Annotated in this window: 23 protein-coding genes and 1 riboswitch; of the genes, 3 read left to right on the top strand and 20 right to left on the bottom strand. The window is 42.4% G+C overall.

Annotated features, from left to right (window positions below; translation table 11 throughout):
* Positions 1–15 precede the first annotated feature (15 nt).
* The 12 genes from JOC37_RS13550 to JOC37_RS01390 all read right to left on the bottom strand — a co-directional run bounded on the left by JOC37_RS13550 (position 16) and on the right by JOC37_RS01390 (position 13,617).
* Positions 16–1,065 (bottom strand): prenyltransferase/squalene oxidase repeat-containing protein, encoded by a 1,050-nt coding sequence (locus JOC37_RS13550; protein ID WP_204615064.1) that lies wholly within the window; start codon positions 1,063–1,065, stop codon positions 16–18.
* Positions 1,066–1,129: 64 nt separating this feature from the next.
* Complete coding sequence (locus tag JOC37_RS01440; RefSeq protein ID WP_204615063.1) at positions 1,130–1,846, bottom strand: ECF transporter S component; 717 nt, start codon at positions 1,844–1,846, stop codon at positions 1,130–1,132.
* Positions 1,833–3,506 carry an ABC transporter ATP-binding protein gene (locus tag JOC37_RS01435; protein WP_204615062.1) on the bottom strand — a complete coding sequence of 558 codons (1,674 nt, stop codon included), beginning with the start codon at positions 3,504–3,506 and terminating at the stop codon, positions 1,833–1,835. Before JOC37_RS01435 ends, JOC37_RS01440 begins: the two co-directional genes overlap by 14 nt.
* Positions 3,479–4,399 carry an energy-coupling factor transporter transmembrane component T gene (locus tag JOC37_RS01430; RefSeq protein ID WP_204615061.1) on the bottom strand — a complete coding sequence of 307 codons (921 nt, stop codon included), beginning with the start codon at positions 4,397–4,399 and terminating at the stop codon, positions 3,479–3,481. The genes JOC37_RS01435 and JOC37_RS01430 overlap by 28 nt, the downstream gene beginning before the upstream one ends.
* A gap of 28 nt (positions 4,400–4,427) precedes the next feature.
* Positions 4,428–5,591, bottom strand: a complete 1,164-nt coding sequence (locus JOC37_RS01425) for a DUF4430 domain-containing protein (protein WP_204615060.1) — start codon at positions 5,589–5,591, stop codon at positions 4,428–4,430.
* A 32-nt stretch (positions 5,592–5,623) separates the two neighbouring features.
* On the bottom strand, positions 5,624–8,737 hold the full coding sequence (locus JOC37_RS01420) for an S-layer homology domain-containing protein (RefSeq protein WP_204615059.1): 3,114 nt from the start codon (positions 8,735–8,737) through the stop codon (positions 5,624–5,626).
* Positions 8,738–8,869: 132 nt separating this feature from the next.
* Positions 8,870–9,070, bottom strand: a riboswitch (cobalamin riboswitch).
* A 68-nt stretch (positions 9,071–9,138) separates the two neighbouring features.
* Positions 9,139–9,462, bottom strand: coding sequence for a metalloregulator ArsR/SmtB family transcription factor (locus JOC37_RS01415; RefSeq protein WP_204615144.1), 324 nt, complete (start codon positions 9,460–9,462; stop codon positions 9,139–9,141).
* Positions 9,463–9,645: 183 nt separating this feature from the next.
* Complete coding sequence (locus JOC37_RS01410; RefSeq protein WP_204615058.1) at positions 9,646–10,617, bottom strand: permease; 972 nt, start codon at positions 10,615–10,617, stop codon at positions 9,646–9,648.
* Positions 10,618–10,903: 286 nt separating this feature from the next.
* Entirely contained in the window at positions 10,904–11,401 is a 498-nt protein-coding gene (locus JOC37_RS01405) for a Csac_0668 family 2Fe-2S cluster-binding (seleno)protein (protein ID WP_204615057.1), read from the bottom strand.
* A gap of 69 nt (positions 11,402–11,470) precedes the next feature.
* Positions 11,471–12,754, bottom strand: coding sequence for a methyl-accepting chemotaxis protein (locus tag JOC37_RS01400; protein ID WP_204615056.1), 1,284 nt, complete (start codon positions 12,752–12,754; stop codon positions 11,471–11,473).
* A 14-nt stretch (positions 12,755–12,768) separates the two neighbouring features.
* On the bottom strand, positions 12,769–13,152 hold the full coding sequence (locus JOC37_RS01395; protein ID WP_204615055.1) for a ferric reductase-like transmembrane domain-containing protein: 384 nt from the start codon (positions 13,150–13,152) through the stop codon (positions 12,769–12,771).
* A 204-nt stretch (positions 13,153–13,356) separates the two neighbouring features.
* Positions 13,357–13,617: a PQ-loop domain-containing transporter gene (locus tag JOC37_RS01390; RefSeq protein WP_204615054.1), complete on the bottom strand. Its 261-nt coding sequence runs from the start codon at positions 13,615–13,617 to the stop codon at positions 13,357–13,359.
* A gap of 420 nt (positions 13,618–14,037) precedes the next feature.
* Here JOC37_RS01390 and JOC37_RS01385 point away from each other — a divergent pair, with 420 nt between their 5' ends.
* Positions 14,038–15,546, top strand: coding sequence for an oligopeptide:H+ symporter (locus JOC37_RS01385; RefSeq protein WP_207754831.1), 1,509 nt, complete (start codon positions 14,038–14,040; stop codon positions 15,544–15,546).
* A gap of 72 nt (positions 15,547–15,618) precedes the next feature.
* Here JOC37_RS01385 and JOC37_RS01380 read toward each other — a convergent pair whose 3' ends face one another.
* Genes JOC37_RS01380 through JOC37_RS01365 form a run of 4 tightly spaced genes read right to left on the bottom strand, consistent with a single transcriptional unit; the run spans position 15,619 to position 17,578 of the window.
* Positions 15,619–16,401: an ABC transporter permease gene (locus JOC37_RS01380; RefSeq protein WP_204615053.1), complete on the bottom strand. Its 783-nt coding sequence runs from the start codon at positions 16,399–16,401 to the stop codon at positions 15,619–15,621.
* 15 nt (positions 16,402–16,416) lie between these two features.
* Complete coding sequence (locus tag JOC37_RS01375; RefSeq protein ID WP_204615052.1) at positions 16,417–17,043, bottom strand: ABC transporter ATP-binding protein; 627 nt, start codon at positions 17,041–17,043, stop codon at positions 16,417–16,419.
* Between the two features lie 28 nt (positions 17,044–17,071).
* Positions 17,072–17,218 (bottom strand): hypothetical protein, encoded by a 147-nt coding sequence (locus JOC37_RS01370; protein ID WP_204615051.1) that lies wholly within the window; start codon positions 17,216–17,218, stop codon positions 17,072–17,074.
* Between the two features lie 42 nt (positions 17,219–17,260).
* On the bottom strand, positions 17,261–17,578 hold the full coding sequence (locus JOC37_RS01365) for a DUF3784 domain-containing protein (RefSeq protein WP_204615050.1): 318 nt from the start codon (positions 17,576–17,578) through the stop codon (positions 17,261–17,263).
* Between the two features lie 314 nt (positions 17,579–17,892).
* Here JOC37_RS01365 and JOC37_RS01360 point away from each other — a divergent pair, with 314 nt between their 5' ends.
* Both JOC37_RS01360 and JOC37_RS01355 read left to right on the top strand, forming a co-directional pair.
* Positions 17,893–18,405, top strand: a complete 513-nt coding sequence (locus JOC37_RS01360) for an RNA polymerase sigma factor (protein WP_204615049.1) — start codon at positions 17,893–17,895, stop codon at positions 18,403–18,405.
* Positions 18,398–19,438, top strand: a complete 1,041-nt coding sequence (locus tag JOC37_RS01355) for an anti sigma factor C-terminal domain-containing protein (protein WP_204615048.1) — start codon at positions 18,398–18,400, stop codon at positions 19,436–19,438. Before JOC37_RS01360 ends, JOC37_RS01355 begins: the two co-directional genes overlap by 8 nt.
* 415 nt (positions 19,439–19,853) lie before the next feature.
* Here the strand turns inward: JOC37_RS01355 and JOC37_RS01350 are convergent, their stop codons facing one another.
* From JOC37_RS01350 to JOC37_RS01335, 4 genes are all read right to left on the bottom strand, one after another.
* The gene (locus tag JOC37_RS01350) at positions 19,854–20,510 is read right to left on the bottom strand and encodes a dual OB domain-containing protein (RefSeq protein WP_204615047.1); all 657 of its coding nucleotides are present in this window, start codon (positions 20,508–20,510) and stop codon (positions 19,854–19,856) included.
* 14 nt (positions 20,511–20,524) lie between these two features.
* Positions 20,525–20,956: a DUF488 domain-containing protein gene (locus tag JOC37_RS01345; protein WP_204615046.1), complete on the bottom strand. Its 432-nt coding sequence runs from the start codon at positions 20,954–20,956 to the stop codon at positions 20,525–20,527.
* A gap of 15 nt (positions 20,957–20,971) precedes the next feature.
* Positions 20,972–21,418 (bottom strand): DUF488 domain-containing protein, encoded by a 447-nt coding sequence (locus JOC37_RS01340; RefSeq protein WP_204615045.1) that lies wholly within the window; start codon positions 21,416–21,418, stop codon positions 20,972–20,974.
* A gap of 126 nt (positions 21,419–21,544) precedes the next feature.
* The gene (locus JOC37_RS01335) at positions 21,545–22,258 is read right to left on the bottom strand and encodes a M48 family metallopeptidase (RefSeq protein ID WP_204615044.1); all 714 of its coding nucleotides are present in this window, start codon (positions 22,256–22,258) and stop codon (positions 21,545–21,547) included.
* Position 22,259: the final 1 nt, after the last annotated feature.

Here is a 22,259-nt window from a genome sequence, read left to right as displayed (position 1 = left end):
ATCAACCACCTGCTCTTAATCAATAACCGGTTTCATGCGCACTGCTTTTGTCATCGTATCGGTTTCACTACCGGCAGGCAGGTTGTTCACAACCGGTCTTTGGGCCAAACGGAGCCTGCTGTAGATTGACTGTCCCGTGTAGTAATCGGTCAGCGCCAGTAAGGCCTGGACAGTGGCCATATCATTGGGCAGCAGTTCAGAACCATGGGAAAAAGAACCATCTTTTAACCGGTACTTCAGCATGCCCGTTACCGGGTTGCCCCCACCCTTGGACCATTCATCCCCAGCAGGGTCCAGCCCCAACATAACCAGCGCCTGCACCACCTGGGCACAGGACTCTGCAGCCGGTGTGCCCCAGGCACCAAAGCTGCCATCATCGTTTTGCTGCTTCTTTAAGTATGCAAGGGCCCTCTGCACCGGAGGATACCTGTCATCCTGCCCCAGGCAGGCCATAGCAATGATGGCCATGGCAGTGATGTCAACATCTGAACCCTGTATCTCTGTATCAATGCCGAACCCCCCATCGGTATTCTGGTGTTCCACCAACCACTGCAGTGCTTTATCCGCATTCGGTATATCCTCTCCCGCCGCATACAGGGAAATAATACCCCAAATATGGGCATTAACTAATCTCTCTCCCGTGCCGTTCACTGAATCGGCAAATTTGCCCGAAACCATTTGAGAGGCTTTTACCTTGGCCACAAGTTTCCTGCCTCCATATTCATCCGGTTTTTTCCCGGCAGCCAGTGCTGCTAGAATGGTTCGCTGGTAGTCTGTATTTTTAAACTCTGAAATCATCTCACCATTTTTAATCTGCGCTTCCCTTTTCCGGGAAAGGATTTCAACATCTTTGCCGGCCGCATAAAATCCCAGTATGGCCCAATCCAGCACTCCTTCGTAATCAGGAGCCAGCATTTCTTTCTGCAGATACCGAACAGCACCCGCTATGGCGTTCTCTATCTCCGCTTCATCAGCTGCCGGAGCAGCGTAAGAAACCGGAGCGGTAACCATTGAAAACAGCACCAGGCAGGAAACCAATAGCAGTGACAGCAGCTTTTTAAACACAAAGCGTCCCTCCTTAAACCGCTTCTCTAACGAAAGCCGGCATCTCAATATTCCGCCTTCTGCCTTAACAATCTCCATTTGCATCAATCACCCGTTTCACTAAAAGCCTTTTATTAAAACGCTCCAAAACCTTTATTAAGTCCCGGCCCATAAACCACATAAAGATCCCGTTGCCAATGCTGTGAAAAGTGTCAAACCAAAAGGCAACAGCGTAAGTGGCTGCAAAGGTCTGCCAGGTAAGGGGGTAAACGAAGGTCAGCCAATGCCAAGTATTCATAATTACACCGTAAAGGTAACCCCACGCCGCAGCAAAAAGCACCAACAGAAAACGGGAGAAATTTTTTTGCCACCGCCCCAAAAATCCCGCCGCTGCCCCGGCCAAACCCCAGGCCACCATCTGCCACGGTACCCAGGGGCCCATGCCTAAGAAGAAATCAGAAATTAAAGCGGCCAAAGCACCCACCATAAATCCGGCCCCGGGGCCAAACACAAAGCCCGATATGATCACTAAAAAAGTGGTTGGCTGGACGCTCGGTATAGCTGCAAAGGGCAGCCTGACCAGGGCGGCCAGGGCAGACAGGATGGCCAGCAAAGCAATTTCCTTAGAAGAAGGCTTTCTGTCTTCAAAGCGCAGAAAGAACCCGTGCAGTCCCAACAGGGCCACTGCAAGGGTAAGCAGCGACCAGTTTAAGTCCCAGTCCGGATTGGCCTTAATATCAAAACCCAGGTATATAAGCAGGGCCATTAAATTAAAAAGAAACGAAATTTTAATCCACTTCATAATTACACCGCTTTAACAAATTCAGGGCCTCCTGAAAGGTAATCACACCCTCATAAAATCCGCGAAACAATTTATTTACTTGAGGAGCATAATAAAGCGAGTTGTTCAGTACCTGCCGCTTGTCACCATCCGCCACCACTTCACCATCAAACACAATCATCACCCGGCCGGCATACTCGGCGATAAATTCAATATCATGGGTTACCATTATTACAGATACTCCCTCTGCCACCAGGCTCAGCAAAAGCGATCCCAGTTCTTCCTTCAAATATGCATCCAAGCCGCGGGTCGGTTCATCCAGCAAAAGCAGCCGGGGCTTTAACACCAGCACCGATGCCAGTGCCACCCTTTGACGCTCCCCTCCGCTTAAGTCCCTGGGGTTTATATCTTTTACACCGGTCAGCCGGAGTTTTTCTAAAATTTCTTCCACTGTATCCCCGGCCTTAATTCCCCGTACCGTTAACCCAAAGGCCACTTCTTCCCAAACTGTGTCGTGAAATAAATAATCGTTGGGATTTTGTGACAGGTAGCCTACGGTGCCCGCCAGTTCCTGAACGCTTTTTTTACTTATGTCCTCACCGCAAATACTGATTTTTCCCCGCTGGGGGCGCAGTAAGCCGCAAATGGTTTTTAGTAACGTACTTTTACCGCCCCCGTTTTCACCTATCACAGCTATAAACTCCCCGTTTTCCACCGCCATGTCAACACCTTCTACGGCCGGTTCCCGGCTCCCCGGGTAGGTATAAAAGACATTTTTTACCTCCAGCAGCTTTTCTGCCCGGCAGCACTTATTATTCGCTTCCGGAGTTACTGCCTTTACCGGGCAATCAGCACCGCTGAAACCCATGGCGCGCAGTTTATTTCTCCCCTCACCAACGGTGAGGGGAACAGCGGCACTGCCCGCGGCAGCAAACAAACGGGGCAGCGGGGGTAAAAAAGCACTGTTTCTTTTCAACTCCCACTTTACAGCCCGGCCGGGGGGAAAATCGCTGACCAAACGCCCCTCATCAATGACCAGCACCCGGTGTGCCAGGTGCAAACATCTCTCCAACCGCTGCTCCACCAGAACAACGGTAAGCCCCAGTTCTTCATTTAACTTTCTTATATTGTTGAGGAATTCCTCTGCCGCCACCGGATCCAGCTGGGAGGTGGGTTCATCCAAAAGCAGCACTTTAGGCTGCATGGCCAGTACAGAAGCCAGCACCACCAGCTGCTTCTGGCCACCGGACAGGTCAAAGGTATTTCTTCTTTTAAGGTGAGAAATGTTCAAAAAATGCATCACCTCTGCCACCCGCCGCTTCATCTCACCGGGGGAGACAGCGGTGTTTTCCATCCCAAAGGCAATTTCTCTTTCCACGCCGGTCATTACCAGCTGCTGCTCCGGGTCCTGAAAGATAAAGCCCATCTCCCCGGCCAGCTTACCTTTATCCCACTCCTGAACACTCTTTCCCAAATACCGTACTGTCCCGGCTATGGTGCCCCCGTAAAAATCGGGCACCAGGCCCGAAAGGGCCCGAAGCAGGGTGGACTTACCGCCGCCCGACCTTCCTACCAGCAGCACAAATTCACCCGCATTGATTTCTAAGTTCACCCCGGATAAAGCTGCACTGCCCGCTCCTCCGTAATAGTAGGTCAAATTCTCCACTTCAAGTAAGGCCAATACTGCCACCCCCAATTTAAAAACGCTGGCAGCATCAGAAAAACACCGATCATAATCATTACAACCGGTTGTCCCGGGGCGGCAAAAAGGGGCCCCAACTGCGGGTAAAACTGAAATTCCGCCCCTCCCCCGGCCATCAATACCATACCGCCCAAAAGCGCCCCGCCGCTGGCTGCCAGCACTATAACATCCCGGGGGCGAAATTTTTCCCTGGTATAATAACTGCGCGGCCCGCTGCCGTAACCCCGGCTCTGGATGGCTTCGGCTATGTTAAAAGCATTTTCCAGGGAAGACAGCAGCAGCACCTTTAGCAGAGGATAATAACTCTTAATTTTGCCCGTTATACCGGGACAGTCAAATTCAACACCGCGGGTCTGCTGCACTTCTTTAATATTTTTAAATTGAACAGCCAAATAAGGAACCAGCCTGGTGGCCAGGGTTATCAGCATCACCGAACCCGGGGCATACCGGGCTAAAAAGGAAAAGGCCCGGTCCGGGTTCATCATCCGGTTGTATAAAAAGAAAACCGTAATCACCACCAAAAGCCGCATCCCCATATTGATGCCATACAGCACCGCTTCTAAAGTAAAGACAATCCGCCCCGTAACAGGCAGAACCGGCCCGCTCCAGAGCACCGTGCTGCCCAGCCTGCCAAACAACGGGTTAATTAAGATAATCATCACCAGCATGATAATTGAAAACAGAACACAGTTCTTATACGCCGGGAGCCCATCCACCAGCTTAACTTCCAGCAGCAAGATAATATACAGCAGCAGTAAAAATACCGGGTGACTGCAGGTTAAGGACAGAAAAAACATTACACCGGTATGGGCCAGCACAGCTGCAGGGTGAAGAGTTTGCAGAAATAATTTTTTATCTTGATAACTATACATATCATCTTACCAGTACCGGCTGATCGACTTACCCGGTAACCGGAACAGCCACCACTTTTCCATCCACCACCAGGGCCCCAAAGTGCTGCTTTATTTTTTGATGATTTTCTGTAAGAATATTAACGGCATTATCCAGCCCTGCCTTATCCAAGCCGGTAACCAGCCATACCGGGGTAAAATCACCCAGCCCTGTACCGGCAGCTGCTATGGCCCCCACATTTTTTTCATAACGCCGGGCCACCGTACCCTGGGCATCAAGGGCAGCAAAATAATCCGACGCCAGTTCCACAAACAAACCGGTTTTTCGGCGCTGTTTTTGCAGTCCCTGCCAGTATTCATCTTTTTCAAGCTGCTTCCACAGGCCCACCACCAGGGTAATTTTTTTATCTTCAACCAGTAAATTCTCACTATAGGGCTTAACTTCCACCTGCCTGACACCTAAATCACGCAGGCTGCGGGCCAACCTTTCCCCCTGCTGCTCACATCCTGCCGTCACCAGCACCGTTGTACCGGGATTTTTACCTTGATAGCCGCTGCGAAAAGGCTCCGGAAAGGCGCCAATCAGCGCCGGGGTAAAGGGGGCGCTGCCCCAGTCGTGGTAGTCCCACCAGATGATTTCACCGGAGGTGGGATGGTAATCCTGGGCCCCCACCGATGTCATAATGCCATTGACATAGTAAAACCAGTCCATCTTCTTTTTATCAGGCCCAACATACCCGGAAGCCAAACCATTAATATCACTTACAAAGGCGCCTCCATACTGGGTTTTTACCTGCAGGTTGGCCTTTAATATATCCATCACCGAATCACCCGGGTGAAGTAATATTTCCCTGCCCGTTATTTCTTTTTGAGCAAAGTCCCGGGTTACCCACAGGGTTGCTGTGGGCCCGGCCGGTACTTCAGCCGTACCGGCTGCCGCCCGTGCAGCTTTATTTTCAGATTGGGAAGCATCTTCTTTTGAAACCGGCCCGGAACCCCACTGCCTGCCCGGCTTTTCTTCTAACAGTTCACCCGGTGCCGCCGCTTCTTCTCCGCTGCTTTCAGCAGGTTCTTCGGCAGGGCTGACAGCCTGCGAACTGCTGTCAGCGGCAATTTTAATTTGCTCCTTCTGCAGATCGGCATCGTCTGAAGAAACACAGCCAGCAAACAGCAGTAAAGTTAGTATTAAAACCAGCAGGTAAAACCGCTTCATTTAAACCACCTCCGGAGCGGGATTAAGAAAAACTATACCAGTTTAAGCAGACGGTAAATGAACACCGCACATTGAGCACGGCTGACAGAATGTTTGGGCCGGAATGTCCCGTCTGCAAATCCTTTAACTACCTGATTATCAGCTGCCGCCTGAACGGATTCCCGCGCCCAAGGAGAAATTTCCCCCGCATCTTTAAACCGCTGCCCTTCTTCCGCCGGTTTTAACTTTAGCACCCGGCACAGGATGGCTGCAGCTTGTTCCCTGGTTACGGTATCATGGGGACGAAAAGTCCCGTCATTATATCCTTTAATCAACCCTGCCTTTACGGCAGCTTTTACAGAAGCGGCATACCAGCTATCTTCACTTATATCTGAAAAATTAACATTATAGTCCGGATCGTCTTCCAATTCCAGAGCCGTCACCAGCATGGCCACAAACTCCGCCCTGGTTACCTGCCTTTCGGGGCTGAAATTACCTTCACCGGTACCGGAAACAATACCCTTTACAGCCAGATAATTAATAGCCTTTTCGGCCCACGGGTACACTTTGGGATCGACGTCAGCAAAGGATGCAGCCCGTTCTTTTCGTTCCAATACCGCAAATTTTGTAAAGCGAGTAATCAAGCCGCTAATTTCACCGGCAGCCATGTTAACCACCGTCGGCACCGGCACCCAGCTTTTATTCCGGGAATCATACCATGCCAGAACTAAATTGCCCGGGGTAACATCCTCCGGCAGCACCAGTTTTATTTTTAACGTAACCGGCTCTGCAAAACTGGTTCCGTCCGGGCCGAAGTTGTATACAGGGGAGATCATGCGGTGCGCATCCGGCACGATAACACCGGCACCGTCTTCTTTTTTCACCTTAATGATGGTATCCTCTTTCAAGGCACCTTTTTCTATATAGAGGCTAACCTCGCCCACTGCATCGCTCACTTCATCTTTATGCCCGGCCTTTAATTCTTTTTCTACATCCACCTGGTTATTTTTCAATATCTCCGCCCACTGTTTTCGTTCTTTCTCAGTGAGCGGGGTTTCTGCTCCCACAACAACCGCTTCACCGTCATACAGTTCCACTATGTTGTACAATTCCTGTTCGGCGGGTGCTAAAGCAGTCATTTCCCGCGCAATGTTCTTCAGTTCTTCACTAACCTTTTCTTTTGACCGTTCCACTGCTTTCAAGCGTTCAGCGGGCACCTCTGGTATCTCAGGCACTTCCGGTTCTTCAACCGCTGGGGGTAGTTCACCGCTGCCGGTGTCCTCCGCATTAACCGCCCAAAACCATATAATATCATCCCCTTCTCTTACGGGACAATCAATGGCCGGCACGCTCGGTATACTGCCGTTTATCTTGTACTTCCACCCGGCAGTTCCGGAAAGATCTTCGGCCAGGCCGGCTATTTCAGAAACATACTTGTTTCCCCATTTCGTCCTGTATGAAAGACCTGTTTCCACCAGGGCATGAAAAACATCAGCTTTATCCTTACTCAACTCCACCCTGCCGTCAAAAAGCAGGTTTTTATGATTGTCTACTACTTTAACACTAACTAAAATACCGTGCTCAATTACACCGCCATCGCTTTGCCGCGGCTTTACAGTCAGCTGTCCAGCACTTCTAATCAATTCCGGGTAGCCGCCGGCATGCTGCTTGTACACCCGGTAAGTTACGGTACCCGCCGTTTCCAAGGGAATTTGTACCCGGCTGTCAGAAGTGGTATACACCTTACCGTTAAAATCAACGGTTACAGGGTCCACCGGGATTATTGAAAAATCATTTTTACTCCAATCGTAATACTCGCCATATACAGACATGGTTACCGTCTGCCCCACCTCAGGTTCAGACGGGCTTATATTAATGACGGGTATGTAGGTCTTATCAGCCCAGGTAACAGCATCACAAGCACCGATATAAAATACTACCTCATCACCATCTTGAATACTGTAACTGCCCGGCCCTGAGGAAAAAGCACCGGTGTCTATCTCACCGTCTCTTATTACGTAGTATTTCCAGTAAGTATTAATTCCTTCAACTACGTTTGCCTGCCCGCTTTCCCCCAGGATGCTGTCTACCATTCCCCACTGGTTATATCCAATATTATCTTCCCCAACCAATTCCTTTAGAGCATCCAGGGCAGTACCATCAACAGTTACAGTTCCTTTCTTTAAGGTGCTGTCAGCACCTTCCACCCGTATGCTTACTTCGGGATTGCTATTTTCAGCATCATCGCTCTGTTTCTCTTCAGCTTCCAGCTGAAAATCAGAATAACCGGAATTGATAAGATCAGCTACCGCCATTAAAACCTGCCGGGTGGCCATCTCGCTGCTGGCACCGCCCACCAGGTGGCTGAAGGAACCGTCCGCTAATCTGAAATTAAACAGGGCTTGAATAATATTATGATCATTTTTATTCCATTGTCTAACATCCTCGCCGCAGGCTACCAATCCCTGAATTACTTTGGCTGTACTCTCCGCATTTTCATTCCCGTAAGAAGCAAATCCCCCCGTCTCCAGCTGAACGGCATGAAGAAAATTAAGGGCTTTATCAACTGCATCATTTACTCCGTCCAGGCCGGTGTGATTTGCCAGGGCCATCAGTGCCATGCCGGTGACATCGGGATCACCGGTGGCCCCCGAAAGGGAAAAGCCACCATCATCTCTCTGCTGGTTAATCAAGTACCTTACTGCATCTTCCGCTCTATAATCAGCTCCTGCTTTATCCAGCGCCAAAATCGAATATATGACATTGTTAATGTAACCACCAAAACCGCCATCGTCCCTCTGCATTTCAACCAAACGCTGCACCAGGTTGATCTGGCGGCCTTCAGGGTCGGTATAGCTTTGGGGATCCTTACCGGCTGAAATTAATCCCAAAATTGCTGAAGCGTAGTCCACAGCCTGGGAATTGTCATTAATTTCAACAGACCATTTCGACAGGTCAAACTCATCTATTACTCCTGCCTGTTCCAGGCCCACCAGCTCTTCCCAGTTATCCGGCTGGGCTTTGTTAGTCTTATAATAGTTAATTAACGAATTGGCAGCATCTTCTAAAGTTTCTGCACCGGCAGGCAGCGCAGTGAAATTACATAACAGTACCGCTAAAAACAAGCAGTATATCAGGGTAAAACCGGCAAATCTTTTCTTAAACAATTGCTCTACATCCTTTCTTTAGTGTTAATCAGTGCTGCACAACAACATCCCCCGCCATTAAAGACAGGGGACACACTTAAACCAATAATTTCACTTTTTCATACATCACAACCCCTCCTATCCGCGTAGGTATATGGTTGTAAGGAACGGGCAGGTCTCCTGGCTTAGGCTCACCAGCATACCGCGCCTTCCCAGGGCAAATTGAGCATCACCCCAGTGGCATTGTGCGGCACACTTCACCCTCACAGTGGCGGGACCGCGCCGGAATTGCACCGGCTTCCCTTTTAAACTTTAACCCTTTAGGGTCAAAGTACCCGTCCCCATACTCATTAAATATATCATTTTATTAAGTAATTTTACTGTATCAAAGGCTGCAGCTGTACTGTCAGAGCTGTAACAGCTTACCCGCTAAATTCACCAAAAGTCTTCATAGCCTCATTTGCTTGTAGAAAAAGTATTTTATCAACCGCTTTCAGCACTTCAATAATCTCCGGGTATTTAATGCTGTATATAACCCGAAGCCCTTCCTTTCTGCTCTCAAGAATATGCTGTTTTTTTAAAACAGCCAAGTGCTGTGATGTATTAGCCTGTTCTACACCTAACTGTTCAAATATGTCGCAAACACAAAGTTCACCGTCTTTTAACAGTTCCAATATGCGAATTCTCGTGGGATGAGAAAGCGCTTTAAAAATATCCGCTTTTAATTGAGATATCTTATCACTAATTTTTACCACCACCTACACATTCTAATATAATTATATACCAAGAAACAAAGACTCTACTATACCTCTGTATAAATTTTAAAAGGTTAACAGGTGATATAAAAAATAAACCAGGATTTTTCATCCCGGTTTATCTTCTATTGATCTATCTGCCCTTTAAAACCGCCAGGCAGAATAACCTTTGCACTATGTTGTTACAGGAGAAATTAAAAAGTTAAACAAATAACCCACTATAACAATCCCGATACCTGTTATCAGCACAAAATTAGCAATCAACCTGGGTTTTATCACTTTCCTCAGCAGTATCATTTCCGGGGCCGACAAAGCCGTTGTGGCCATCATAAATGCCAGTGCAGTACCAATGCCAACCCCTTTATTTATCAATGCTTCCGCAATGGGAATGGTGCCAAGAGCATTGGAATACAGGGGTATTGCCAGGATTGTGGCCACAAAAACAGCTAAAGGATTATCAGGCCCCGCATATCTGGCTAATATTGCCTCCGGCGCATAACCGTGAATAGCTGCCCCAAGACCAATTCCAATGAATAAAAACAACCATATTCTCCTAAGAATATCCTTTACGTTGTTAAGGGCAAAGTCAATTCTTTCTTGCACAGTCATTTCTTGAATTTCAGCCTCGCCCACTTTTAACTTATAAACGTAATCTTCAACCTCTTTTTCCATCTTCATTCTGCCGATAACTATACCGCCCAACACACCGAGTAAAACCCCGGCAGCTACATATACTGCCGCTATTTTTACGCCAAATGTACCCAGCAGGATAGCAAAGGCCGCTTCATTTACAATGGGAGAAGTAATTAAAAACGAAAAGGTTACCCCCAACGGAATACCGGCTTCCACAAAACCGATAAATAACGGAACCGATGAACAAGAGCAAAACGGGGTAACAATACCCAAAAGGGAAGCCATAATGTTACCTTTAACACCCCCAAAACGGGTAAGTATTTTTTTTGTTCGTTCCGGCGGGAAATAACTCCTGATGTATGATATAGCAAAAATCATTATCCCCAGCAGGATTATAATTTTAACCGTATCGTAAAAGAAAAAATGTACACTGGAGCCCAGTCTTGAATCCATAGAAAGCCCGAAAACCTCTGTTACAAGCAGCCGCATTAAATAATCCAGCCAAGCAAACATTTATATCTCCTTCCAATGTATTCTGCTAACCCGTTACAGGCTACTGTTCCTCAGCAATCACCTTTTTAATTTCTTCATTTCCAAAATCCTCTGCCCCCTTATTTATAAAATAACTATATAAGTATTTATTAATATAGTAACATTTTAATTGCATTTTTGCAACCCATCATTTCATTATGCTCAAAGTCAGCGCTTAAAAATTAAGGGGCCAAGACGGATTAATGTCATCATCCATCTTTAGCCCCTATATCTTTAAAGACTTATTCCCTTGAGCAGAAACTTTTATTTAAACACTGCTTTGATTATTAACAGCCAGCCCTTTTTCTATGGCCGCCCGAATTGCCGGGTGACAGCATTTACCCAGCGGGTTGTTTACCTGACAGCGGGCATTTTTCATTGCCCCTGTGAGATTAACAATATCTTCAACGGTACTGGCACCATTCTTTACCACTGCAGCAATGACCTCTTCTTCTGTAACTCTGCTGCAGTAGCAAACATATTTAGGATCAGCATCCTTTTTAAACCACACGGGCACCCTGATTTGCTTTTTGTCAAACTTAACCGCCAATTTTAAATTATAATATACAACCTCGCACCCTTCATTCATACATAAATAATAATCAGCATTTCCAACCTGATCTATGAATTCATCTGCAACCAAATGCTTAACAGTTATATTTTTCACCTTAACCCCCGGTTTTCTGCACACCGGGCATAAAGTGCTGCTGTCTTCTGGTCCCAAAGATACCTTTTTTTCCCGGCAGCAGCAGCAGCCATTACTCATTACATTATCCCCCTTAATTTAAAAAGAGCAGCAAATAACGGGGCAGCACACATTAAACCGCATTTGCTTTTACACTTTAAAAGATTTACTATACTCCATTAAGTCAACGGCAATTCTCGTCACATCTTGTGCTTTTGCAGCCACTTCCTGTGATGAGGCAGATAACTCTTCCGATGAAGCTGCCACCTCTTCCGAAACAGCAGCATTTTCCTGGGTAACCGCACTTGCAGATTCTACTTTTGCCAATACATCATCTTTCGACTGCACAATTCTGTCCATTCCCTCATATGTTTTGTCCATAAGCGGCGCAATTTTATCTATGGATTCTAATATTTCCCTAAAGGCATTGAGCGTATTCTCAATTGAAACGGTTTGGTTTTTTATAAAACCATCTACATCTTTAGATGTATTTAGTACTTCATCGGTATCGGACTGTATGGAAGCAACAAGTTTATTAATTTCTGCAGTAGACTCCTTGGATTCTTCTGCCAGCTTGCGTATTTCTTCCGCCACAACAGCAAAACCCCTGCCCCTTTCTCCCGCTCTTGCCGCTTCAATTGCCGCATTTAATGAAAGAAGATTTGTCTGCTCAGACAGCTCATTTATTACATCTGATACCTTACTTATTTTTTCTACAGAAACTATTAGATTATTAACTTTACTAAAAACAATTTCAAACGCATTTTTAATTTCATTTATGGACTCAATCAGCTTGTCCATTTCTTGTTCTCCAATATTTGCCTTGCTGCTTGTATTATCCGTCTCATCCCTTACATTTTTTAACTGAACATAAACTTCTTCAATACTGCTTGTCAAATTTCCAAGCAGATTAACAATATTGTTCAGATCCTTGGCCTGGGATGAAGCACCATTTGCCACTTCCTGCATAGTATTTGTAAACTGCTGGGATGATGAAGCCACTTCCTCTGATACCGCCGACAGGCTTTCGGCATTACTTGTCAGCAGTTCGGATTTCTCTTTTAATCCCGTTGTAACGGCTTTAATGCCTTTTTGCAGTCTAATTAATAAATAAGATGCCGTTATGACGGCTGCTGCCAGAACAGCTAACACGGGCATAAAAACTTTTTTTGCCTGATTATAAGCAGCATTATCCCCAGAGGTTCTCACATAATCTAATCCCCAGAAAGATAAAAAAGCAAAAGAAGCCAACATCAAAAGAAACAAAAATACCAATAAATAAGCGATGTTAGCATTTTTAAATAAATTAATTTTGACCCCTTTTCCTGTTTCGGACATTTCTACTCCTCCTTTGCTTTTTAGTGCCAAATTGGATTTATATTCCACGAAAATATTATACAACTTAAAACCGGCAGCGAAAACCGTTTGTTCCATTTCCAGTTTCCCTCTTATAAAACATGAATAAATACAAGCAGCGCCAATAACATTACCATCAGCAAATGCCCACGTTTAAAAATTTTATAAGATAGCACCAGTGAAGAAACGCAGATAATCAATAAAACAGCCCATGTTATCTGCCCCCAACCAATTGTTACCAGCAGGTGATAGTGACGACCTCGCCCCAAGGTGGGTAATGCTGCAGAGTATGCTAAAAAACCGTGGACAGATAAAACAACCAGCGAAAGCCAACCAATTATTTTATGATTTCTTCTAGCAAACGATATAAGCTGACTATCACTCTTTCCTTTTACTAAAAAATTAATCAGGCACATACCCAGTAAAATAAGGCCCATCCAGCCGGTGAACTCCAGCAGTTCACTATTAAATCTCATAAAAATTCACCTAAATTTCAATATAATTATTTTTTATATAATTATTATTGCTCCACTTACTATATTCCTCTTTATCTTTTATATTACCGGGTAATAAAATTGCTTATATCTAATTGGCTGGGTTAAAGCGTGGGGAATAATAAATAATGGTGGGCCGGGTTTAAGAATTCATCAAACTAGTAAGAAAGTAAGCGAAAATAATAGTTAGTTTGAGCGGGCTTTTCTATTTCTCAAATATAAAATCATATCAATAAAGACCATAATGAAATTAATAATATACAAATAAATTACTTGGTCATAGCTGTAGAATAATTTATGCAAAACACCGGCAATATAACCTATTAACAAGATAATTAAAAAACTTAAACTTTTGCCCTCTGTGGATTTTGAAGTATATGATTTGTAAATCGCAAACGGCCAAGCAGCCCCAAAACAAGTCAGCATAATTATTTCAAAAATACTCAAAGCGTTGACATCTCCTTTAATAAAATCTTTGCACCAAAGCTTTATTATAGGCTCCTTTGATTAATAAGTCAATTTGAACATCAATTGTGAACACAGGCCGCTTATTCATCAATTTGTTAAAAACATTCCATATTTCATCTGCAATAAATCCTCTGCCCAGGCAGGCATACCGCAGGAATACAACAATTATGACTCCAAAGAATGCAAAAAATTTGTAATAAATTCCACATTTAAAAAATATATCGACTATTGTCGAATATATTAGTACAATGTATCTTGTGTACAGTATCCACATAAGTAACTCCTTTAAAATTATATTGGTATCAGCAGTAACCGGTATTGCTTGAGTAGGGCAGGCAGAGAGGATTGGCCGGAATTTTAACCAGCAGCCAATGCTAATTAACGTAAAGAGGTGAAAAAATGTCGGCAAAAATTGCTACCAATACCAGTTCGTTAAAACAACCGCGTTCCTTTTATATCATTTTCTTTTTGGAAATGTGGGAACGTTTTGGTTATTACGGATTACAGGCAGTACTGGCATCATTTTTTGTTAAATCGCTGGGCATGAGTGATGCTGAATCCTTTACTATTTTCGGTGCGTTTAGCGCCATGGTTTATGGTTTTGTAGCCATAGGCGGTTATATCGGCGATAAAGTACTGGGTACAAAACGCACCATTGTTTTGGGTGCACTCACCATGATGACAGGCTATATATTGATTGGCATGGCAACTCTTAATCAAAGCCTTGTTTATATCGCCCTTGCCTTTGTGGCAGTAGGTAACGGTTTGTTTAAGGCTAACCCTTCCAGCTTGCTGTCCAAGCTGTATGAAAAAGACGATCCCCGCTTAGACGGGGCATTTACCTTGTATTATATGTCTATTAATATCGGTTCCTTTATTTCTATGGTTCTTGTACCCATTCTGTCCGGCATTTATGGTCTTAATGTTGGATTTTATGTTTGTGCGGTAGGATTACTGATATCTCTTTCCAGCTTTATTTTCTTCCGCCACCTGGTTAAGGACATTGATTCCCCCGTTGGCTTAGCTCCATTAAGTTACCGAAATCTTGCTGTGGTGCTTGTGGGTGAAGCGCTTGCCATTGGATTTGCAACCTATATGCTGCAAAATATTACCGTGGCCCACTGGTTATTGCTGCTCATAGGAGTTACCGTATTTGGCATTTTCTTTAAAGAAGTTTTTAAAAGTCGTGGTATTGAACGCAGTAAAATGATTGCAGCCTTTATTTTAATGATCCAGGCAGTGGTGTTCTTCACTTTATACCAGCAGATGCCTACTTCATTAAACTTTTTTGCCATCAAGAATGTGGAACATTCTATTTTAGGTATTAATATCAGTAATCCGGAAGCCTTTCAGGCGTTAAATCCTTTCTGGATTACTGTAGCCAGCCCGCTCTTTGCATATTTATTTGCCCACTACGGCAAACAGGGCCGCGATTTGTCCATGCCGGCAAAATTTGCCCTTGGAATGGTTTTGTGTGCCATCAGCTTCCTGATTCTGCCCTTAGGCGCTTACTTTGCCAACTCCCAGGGCATTGTTTCCGTGTGGTGGTTGGTTGGCAGCTACTTCTTCCAAAGTGTGGGCGAACTTTTAATCAGCGGCTTGGGCTTATCCATGGTAGCTAAGCTCGTTCCCCAGCGGATGGTAGGATTTATCATGGGAGCATGGTTCTTAACTACCGCTGCATCCGGTGTTATCGGTGCTTGGGTAGCCACCCTGACGGCTGCACCTAAAGGGGTTACCGATCCCTTACAAACCTTACCCATCTATTCCAGGGTATTTCTGCAAATCGGTGAAGCTACAGCCGTTATTGCCTTAATTATGATTTTAACAGTACCCGTATTGCGGCGCATGATTGAAGGCAGCAGTGCCAAACAGGCTGCAGCTGGAACAAGTGAACAAAGTGCTTAAAACACCGCAAATTAAAAACCCCGCCAACACGATATTGGCGGGGTCAGTTTTTCCCAGGTATCACCCCTGTTCTCAGGAAATATCAAGCTGCTGCTGCTCATTAAAAAATGTCTTATACCCTAATTGGACAAATAAAATAACAGTTAAGGCCACACTGCCAAGTATACCAAGCATAACGGCTATTTGATATTCAATGGCAGTAACAGGTGATACTCCAGAGAGAATTTGACCTGTCATCATCCCGGGTAAAAATACAATGCCCATTCCCACCATAGAATTGATTGTGGGCAGGATGGCTGAATCAAAGGCATTATCTACAATTTCTTTTGCCGCCATTTTGGGTGTTGCTCCCAGCATTAGAGCAGACTCTATCAAATGCTTTTGAGCAGTCATTCCATCAACAAGCCTGCTTACACCTAAGGAAATACCCGTCATTGAGTTCCCGATAAGCATTCCGGCAATGGGGATAAAATATCTCGGGTCATACCATGGAGATAGATTTATCACCACAATAATAAAATATAAAAGACTGGATGTTGTACCTAACACCATGGAGATGGCAATAATTCTTTTGATTTTTGGTGAAAGTTTTACTTTTACCCGCTTAAAAACATTATAAATGGCAAAAGCCTCCATAACCCCTATAACAATAACGGTGAAGACCGGGTTACTGTTCTGAAAAATATACATAAGAATGTATCCGGTCAGAATCAACTGCAGAGTCATGCGGGCAGAAGAAATAAGAATTTCTTTTTCCCTTGGAATCCCCTTTAACTTAACAATAACCAATAAAATTACAATAAATATATAGGCTGCAGCCAACTGCCATATCTGAAGATTAATAACCTTATCCATTTACTATTCTCCCTTTTAATTTAAAACTCTGCCGTTTTTAATCTCAATAATATTGTCTGCATAGGCCCGGGCTATTTTTTTAGAGTGAGTAACCATAATAAGTGTTTTGTTTGTTTCTTTTATATAATGAACCAATTTTTCTATAATATTTTGCTCTGTATCTTCATCCAGAGCGGAAGAAGGTTCATCTAACAGAAAGATTTCAGGATCCATCAAAATAACCCTTCCCAGGGCTAATCTTTGTTTTTCACCACCGGAAAGTTTATCGGCATCTTCATCAAGGGGCTTATTTAGCTGAACCATGTTCAAGACGGCAGATAGTTTTTCGTCATTTACCGCCGGCTTTTCAGAGAATTTCAACCCGATCAGTAAATTTTCTTTAACGGTTCCAGGAAAAACAGCAGGCACTTGAGGAAGCATAACCACTTTACGCCTTAATTCTATGGAATTGATTGTACTAATCGCATCATTGTTATAAAAAATTTCTCCTTCGCTGCAGCTTATCATTTTGTTCAGAAGCTTTAGTAAAGTTGTTTTTCCGCTGCCGCTTTCACCCACAATACAGGTGATTTTATTTGCGGGAATAGAGAGCTGCTTGATATCTAATATATTTTTATATTTAACACCTTCCAGCTGAAACATAATAACCTCCCCTTTTTTGGATAACCTGCTATAATTCTGCTCGGCGCATAAGTATTTCATCATACTTTTCATCATAATACAGTACCAAAATAAAAATAACCGGCTCATCAGCCAGCCAGTTGTTTAAATCTTTACCATAATATATATATATATATAAGATAACACTTTTACCCATCTATTAAGCTGCGGCAGCCGTTTCAAGGGTTCCGTTCATTCTCTATCTTTTTTCAAATTTTCTACATCCAACCACCATTCTAATGGTTATGAATACAACTATTAACAGATAAGGTACAGCAGTATTTGCCTTTAAAATCATGCCTATAACGGAAATCAGCAAAATAAGAATACCCATCAAAATTAAGTTTGACCCCGCATATTTGGCCAGACCCTCCTTGTCAGCTACTTTTCCTTCATCATATCCTGCTAACAGCGATAACATTTTATGCTTCCAAATAAAATAGCCAAAAAACAGCATCATAATGCCGGTTAAAGAAAATATAATCTGTACAAACATCATACCAACTCCTTTTTTCATCTTCCCCGGCCGCCACTGCCAAAGTCCTGTCCATACCCGCTCCCGAGATTATAAATCGCTGTTAATGTGACTTGAACTACATAAATCTATATTATAGATAGCATAGTTGTTCCCACCGGGCAAGTGAATTCCTTAAGTTTATTCGTGGTGCTTAATTTCATCAATACATAGGGAATTTTTTTCGACACCATCGGAAAACAAAATAAATTTAAAAAATTTCACTAAGAAGTTGTATACTTTTTTAGAGCTAAACCGTTATATAAATGACTAACAAGGAATGCATTCCAATTACTCAAAACTTCTAGGGGGCGAAAATGAGTAATGAAATATTAGAAAAAATGTTCACAAGCAAAATGAACATTATTTACAAATACCTTATTAAAATAGGCTGCAGTCACGCTGATGCTGAAGATATTGTGCAGGATACTCTCTTTAAAGCCATTATTCATTTGGAAACCATTGATTCAGATAAAATGGTTTCCTGGCTTTTTAAAGTAGCCTTAAATCGTTACTATGACTTGTGCAGAAAAAATAAGAAGCTTCCGCTAGCTTCGCTGGAGGTTGAAAGCATTTTAAATAATATGCCGGCTGCAGATTATCTTCCTGAAAGTTATGTTTTGGATAGTGAGAAAAAGAAACAGGTATCCCGGGTGTTAGACGATTTAAATTCAATATATAAAAACCTGCTGGTTTTAAAGTATGTAGTAGGACTTTCCTATCGGGAAATAGCAGAGCTGCTGTACATTAATGAGCAAACAGTGAAAACTTACCTTTACAGGGCCAAACAAAAATTTATGGATATCTGGAGGGAATTAAATTATGAATGATGAAAAAAAATTGACAGATACCTTTGATTTTAACAGCAATGAAACCAAAAAGATATTACAAAAGGCTAAATTATTTACTTTACTTAGAACAACTGCTGTTAGTTTACTTGTTTTTTTACTATTAAGTGCAGCATTTGTTATTATCAATGCGGTGATGCTGAACCGTACCGCCAATAATGAATTAGCAAGTGAACAAAATTTTGATTTAGTAGCCAGACCAAACACGTATATGAGTCAGTATCAAACCAATGATGGTTTTCTTACAGGAGAGTTAGAGTATGTTACTCATAGAATTGTTGGCAGTAGGCCTGTATACAATGGAACTTACAAAATTCAATATCATATTATTCCAATTGTTCCAGGCATTTCCGGACATTCAGCTAGAGGACAATTGACCCAGATTGCAGCTGAAGATGAATACAGTTATTATAATAGAGTTGGTAATAGAGAAATGAAATTTTATCACCCCTACATTGAATATAAAACCTATCAAAACGACCTGGCCATGCTGGAAGAGATTGGAGAAGACAAATACCTTGAAATGGCACTTTCGTTTGACCGGGATTACAGTCTCGAAGAAGTGCAAGCAATGCTCCCCGGTGAAGTAAAAACAGTTTGGTACTGGGTCAACACTTACAATGAAGAAGATTTAAACAAAATGAAAGGTCGCTATGAAAAATTAATAGGCAATGATGGGCAAAAAACCGGTGAAAAAGTATATCAAGAACCAAGCATTTTGTTTGCTAATGAGGTATATGGAATGAAGGGAGTTACTTCCCAGGGAATAACAATAGAAGACCCCCGCCGTTCCTTCATTAATGCTATTAATTTTGGTTTAAATCAAAAAAACCGTTATCAGCCACAATTCCAAAGGCTCTATGATAGGTTGAGCAATGATAAAGGGAAAATTACTAAAGATGATATTAGAGTTATAGGAGTGGTAGTTACGGGCGATACTGCTTCTATGAAGCTATTAAGGAATGAAAATTATATTAAAGCAGCAGCTTTGGGAATAGTAATAGACAAATTTTAAAAGGAGAGGTAATGCTGATAGGATGCCCTGAGAATGTAAAAAGTTTTGTGTAAGGGGGGCATAACTAGATGCCCCCCACCGTATCCCCGGCAGAACCCCGTCTGGGCGCTCGGGTTGCTCTCCAGCAGAGCCCTATCCTCCCAGAGGGTAAGAGCCATTATAAGGTTAACCATTATTCAACGGAATTACCCATTTACACAAAACAATTTAAACTCCCTATTATGTTCATCTTCATTATTACTGATGGTCTGAGAATCAATATGAAAATCTTCCCTTAAGGCCTTTTTTAGAAAACTTACTTGCTCATTGCCTCTACATAATATACCTATAGCCTGTATCCAGCATCCCCATTTAACTGGCTATCCACCAAACTCTAAGAAAGAACTTTTTGATTATTGGCAATATTTGCAGTATACTATGGATTTAGATAATTTATCCCACCTGGCAAAGGTGGGTCTGTAATAATTGATATAATCATTGGTGCTGGATGTACCCACACTCCATCATCGCCGGTAAACCCCCTTGCAAGGCCAATTGAAATAAAGATTTTTTTAAATTTTTTTGGATATTCTAATGCTTGGCTTTGGATAGTCCTCCAATGTAAACACGTGCAAGGAAAACCTTTTTTTAAAGTTGTATTTTCATACTCTTTATTGTTAAAAACAAAGCTTACACGAGTTTTTTTCTTGTCATACTTATCGACATATACCTTTCTAAAAGATTGGGCATTGACTATGCATAGGGATCTGTTATTCCTTTCTAGAGTGTTTCTTAAGTCTGGCTCATTTTCAGCATTATCAGTTAAGAAACTAATCAATTCATTATGTTCCATTTTTCTGATTTTACAAAACCGTTTTACCTCTACATCCTCTGTGTGTGGTGGATAAGGTCTTCCTCTTCCATTAACTTCAATTACATCTCCAATGCAAATTGGTCTTCCATTTTCATAATAAAGACTTTTCCATTGACCTTTATTGGGAAGAACAGGTCGAACCCAATTCCCGTCCTTTGATATACCAGCAAAACAGAAACCATTTTTCATATAAGTTATAGCTACAATAACAACTTCCATGTATTTTCCTCCAATTATAAATGCTTAATTGAACTACAATAATTTTTACTCAAAAAATATTCTGCTACTAATCTTCTGTGACATTCCTTAGGTTTATCCTCCGAACACAGTAAACATATATTTTCCCCAGGAGTATCTACAATATTTGGAAGTGGTTCCCTGGTTTTGAGTAAGTCTATAAAAAGTTTTTCATATTCATCCCAAGTAATCTTTTTATTCTTATAACCTTTAAGAATAGCATCTGTTGGTGCAAATTCAGGCATATGTTTGTACTCAATTCCAACCAGTTCAAGAATATATTTTAAATCTTCTTTTTTGGCAAATCCAGCCAGTTGAGAAGTATTATTTAGCCTTATATCTATAACTTGATTAATATTATGTTTTTGTAGTCTTTTAATGAATTCACGTAAAGACTTCTTTGAAAAACCTATCGTAAAAATCGTCATTACTGAAACCCCTTTTCAAAACAAACTAATTTGTTCATACTTAGAAATTGAAGATGATTCCTTACTCGAAAATTCCTTCACTACTAAACCTGCATTCCTTAGGAAATCTCCTACTAAAGAACGATGACAATATCTATAGTCTCTACAAAAACAAACTAAAGCAATAGTTTCACCGGATTTCACTAGTTTCCATAAATATCTAAGTGGCTTTAATTTCTCTTCTTTATTGAGTTCATTATAAAATTGTTCCCTATAAAGGTGCCACCATTCTTCAGGGTCTTTAAACCGCCACTCATTTATATATCTTTGAAATAATTGTTTACTAGGAGCTAATTCCCTTACTCGCAAGGTACCAGGAATTTCTTTTCCTGCTCTAGCTATTAACCAAATCTGATCACATTTTAATTTTTTTAAGGATGAAACATTAGTAGTAATAACCAAACCTTCTTTTTTCATTTCCATCATTTATCACCCTAAATTAATTAATTATATCACACTATAAATTCACTTGCTGGTTATGTCTACAAAGCAATTATTTAAGCCCTGTTTCACTAAATCCTGTTTAACTGTGATCCCCTTCAGGTAATATCACAAATCCATTTTAACCCCATACTTTTTCAGCCAGTCCTTACGCCATTTATAATCTGGAATTATTGAAGCTACCAAACCCCAAAAATCTTGAGAATGATTTTTATAAACCATGTGGCACATCTCGTGCACTACAATATAGTCAAGCACTGGTGAAGAAGCCATTACACACCGCCAGTTAAATAGAAGTTCGTTTCTTGAAGTACAGCTTGCCCACCTCTTCTTCTGGTCCTTCACTTTAACATTTGTGGGTTTAATATTAAAAAAATGCTGGTAATACTTAATTCTTTCCTCCACTTTTTCCTTTGTTTTATTTCTATACCATAACTCCATGGCTTTGCGAATAGCTGCTTCATCGTTGGTAGGGGTTTTTACTTGAAATTTACCCTGGTACAGCTTAACTTCTGGTTTTTTTACTGTTTTATCCAGCTGCAGCTGCAGTGAATAGTTTCTACCCAAATACATAAAGGATTCGCCATTTACAAACTCCCTTTTAATTGGTCGATATTCTACACTCCTTAATAAAAACAACTTTTGTACTATCCATGCCCCTTTACTCTTAACCCTTTCTAATATAACCTGCTCAGGTGTATTCTGGGGAACAACAACCTTCACTACCCCTGGCGGCTCCACCCTTATTTCCATGGTTTTTCTTTTGGAGTACATTACTTCAAAGTTTATTATTTGTGTGCCGTAATTAGTTGAAAGTTTCATT

Origin of the sequence: Desulforadius tongensis, from assembly GCF_016907915.1 — a bacterium.
GTDB lineage: Bacteria > Bacillota > Desulfotomaculia > Desulfotomaculales > Desulfohalotomaculaceae > Desulforadius > Desulforadius tongensis.
Note: the sequence above shows the minus strand (reverse complement) of the source record. Positions and strands in the feature narration are given on the sequence as shown.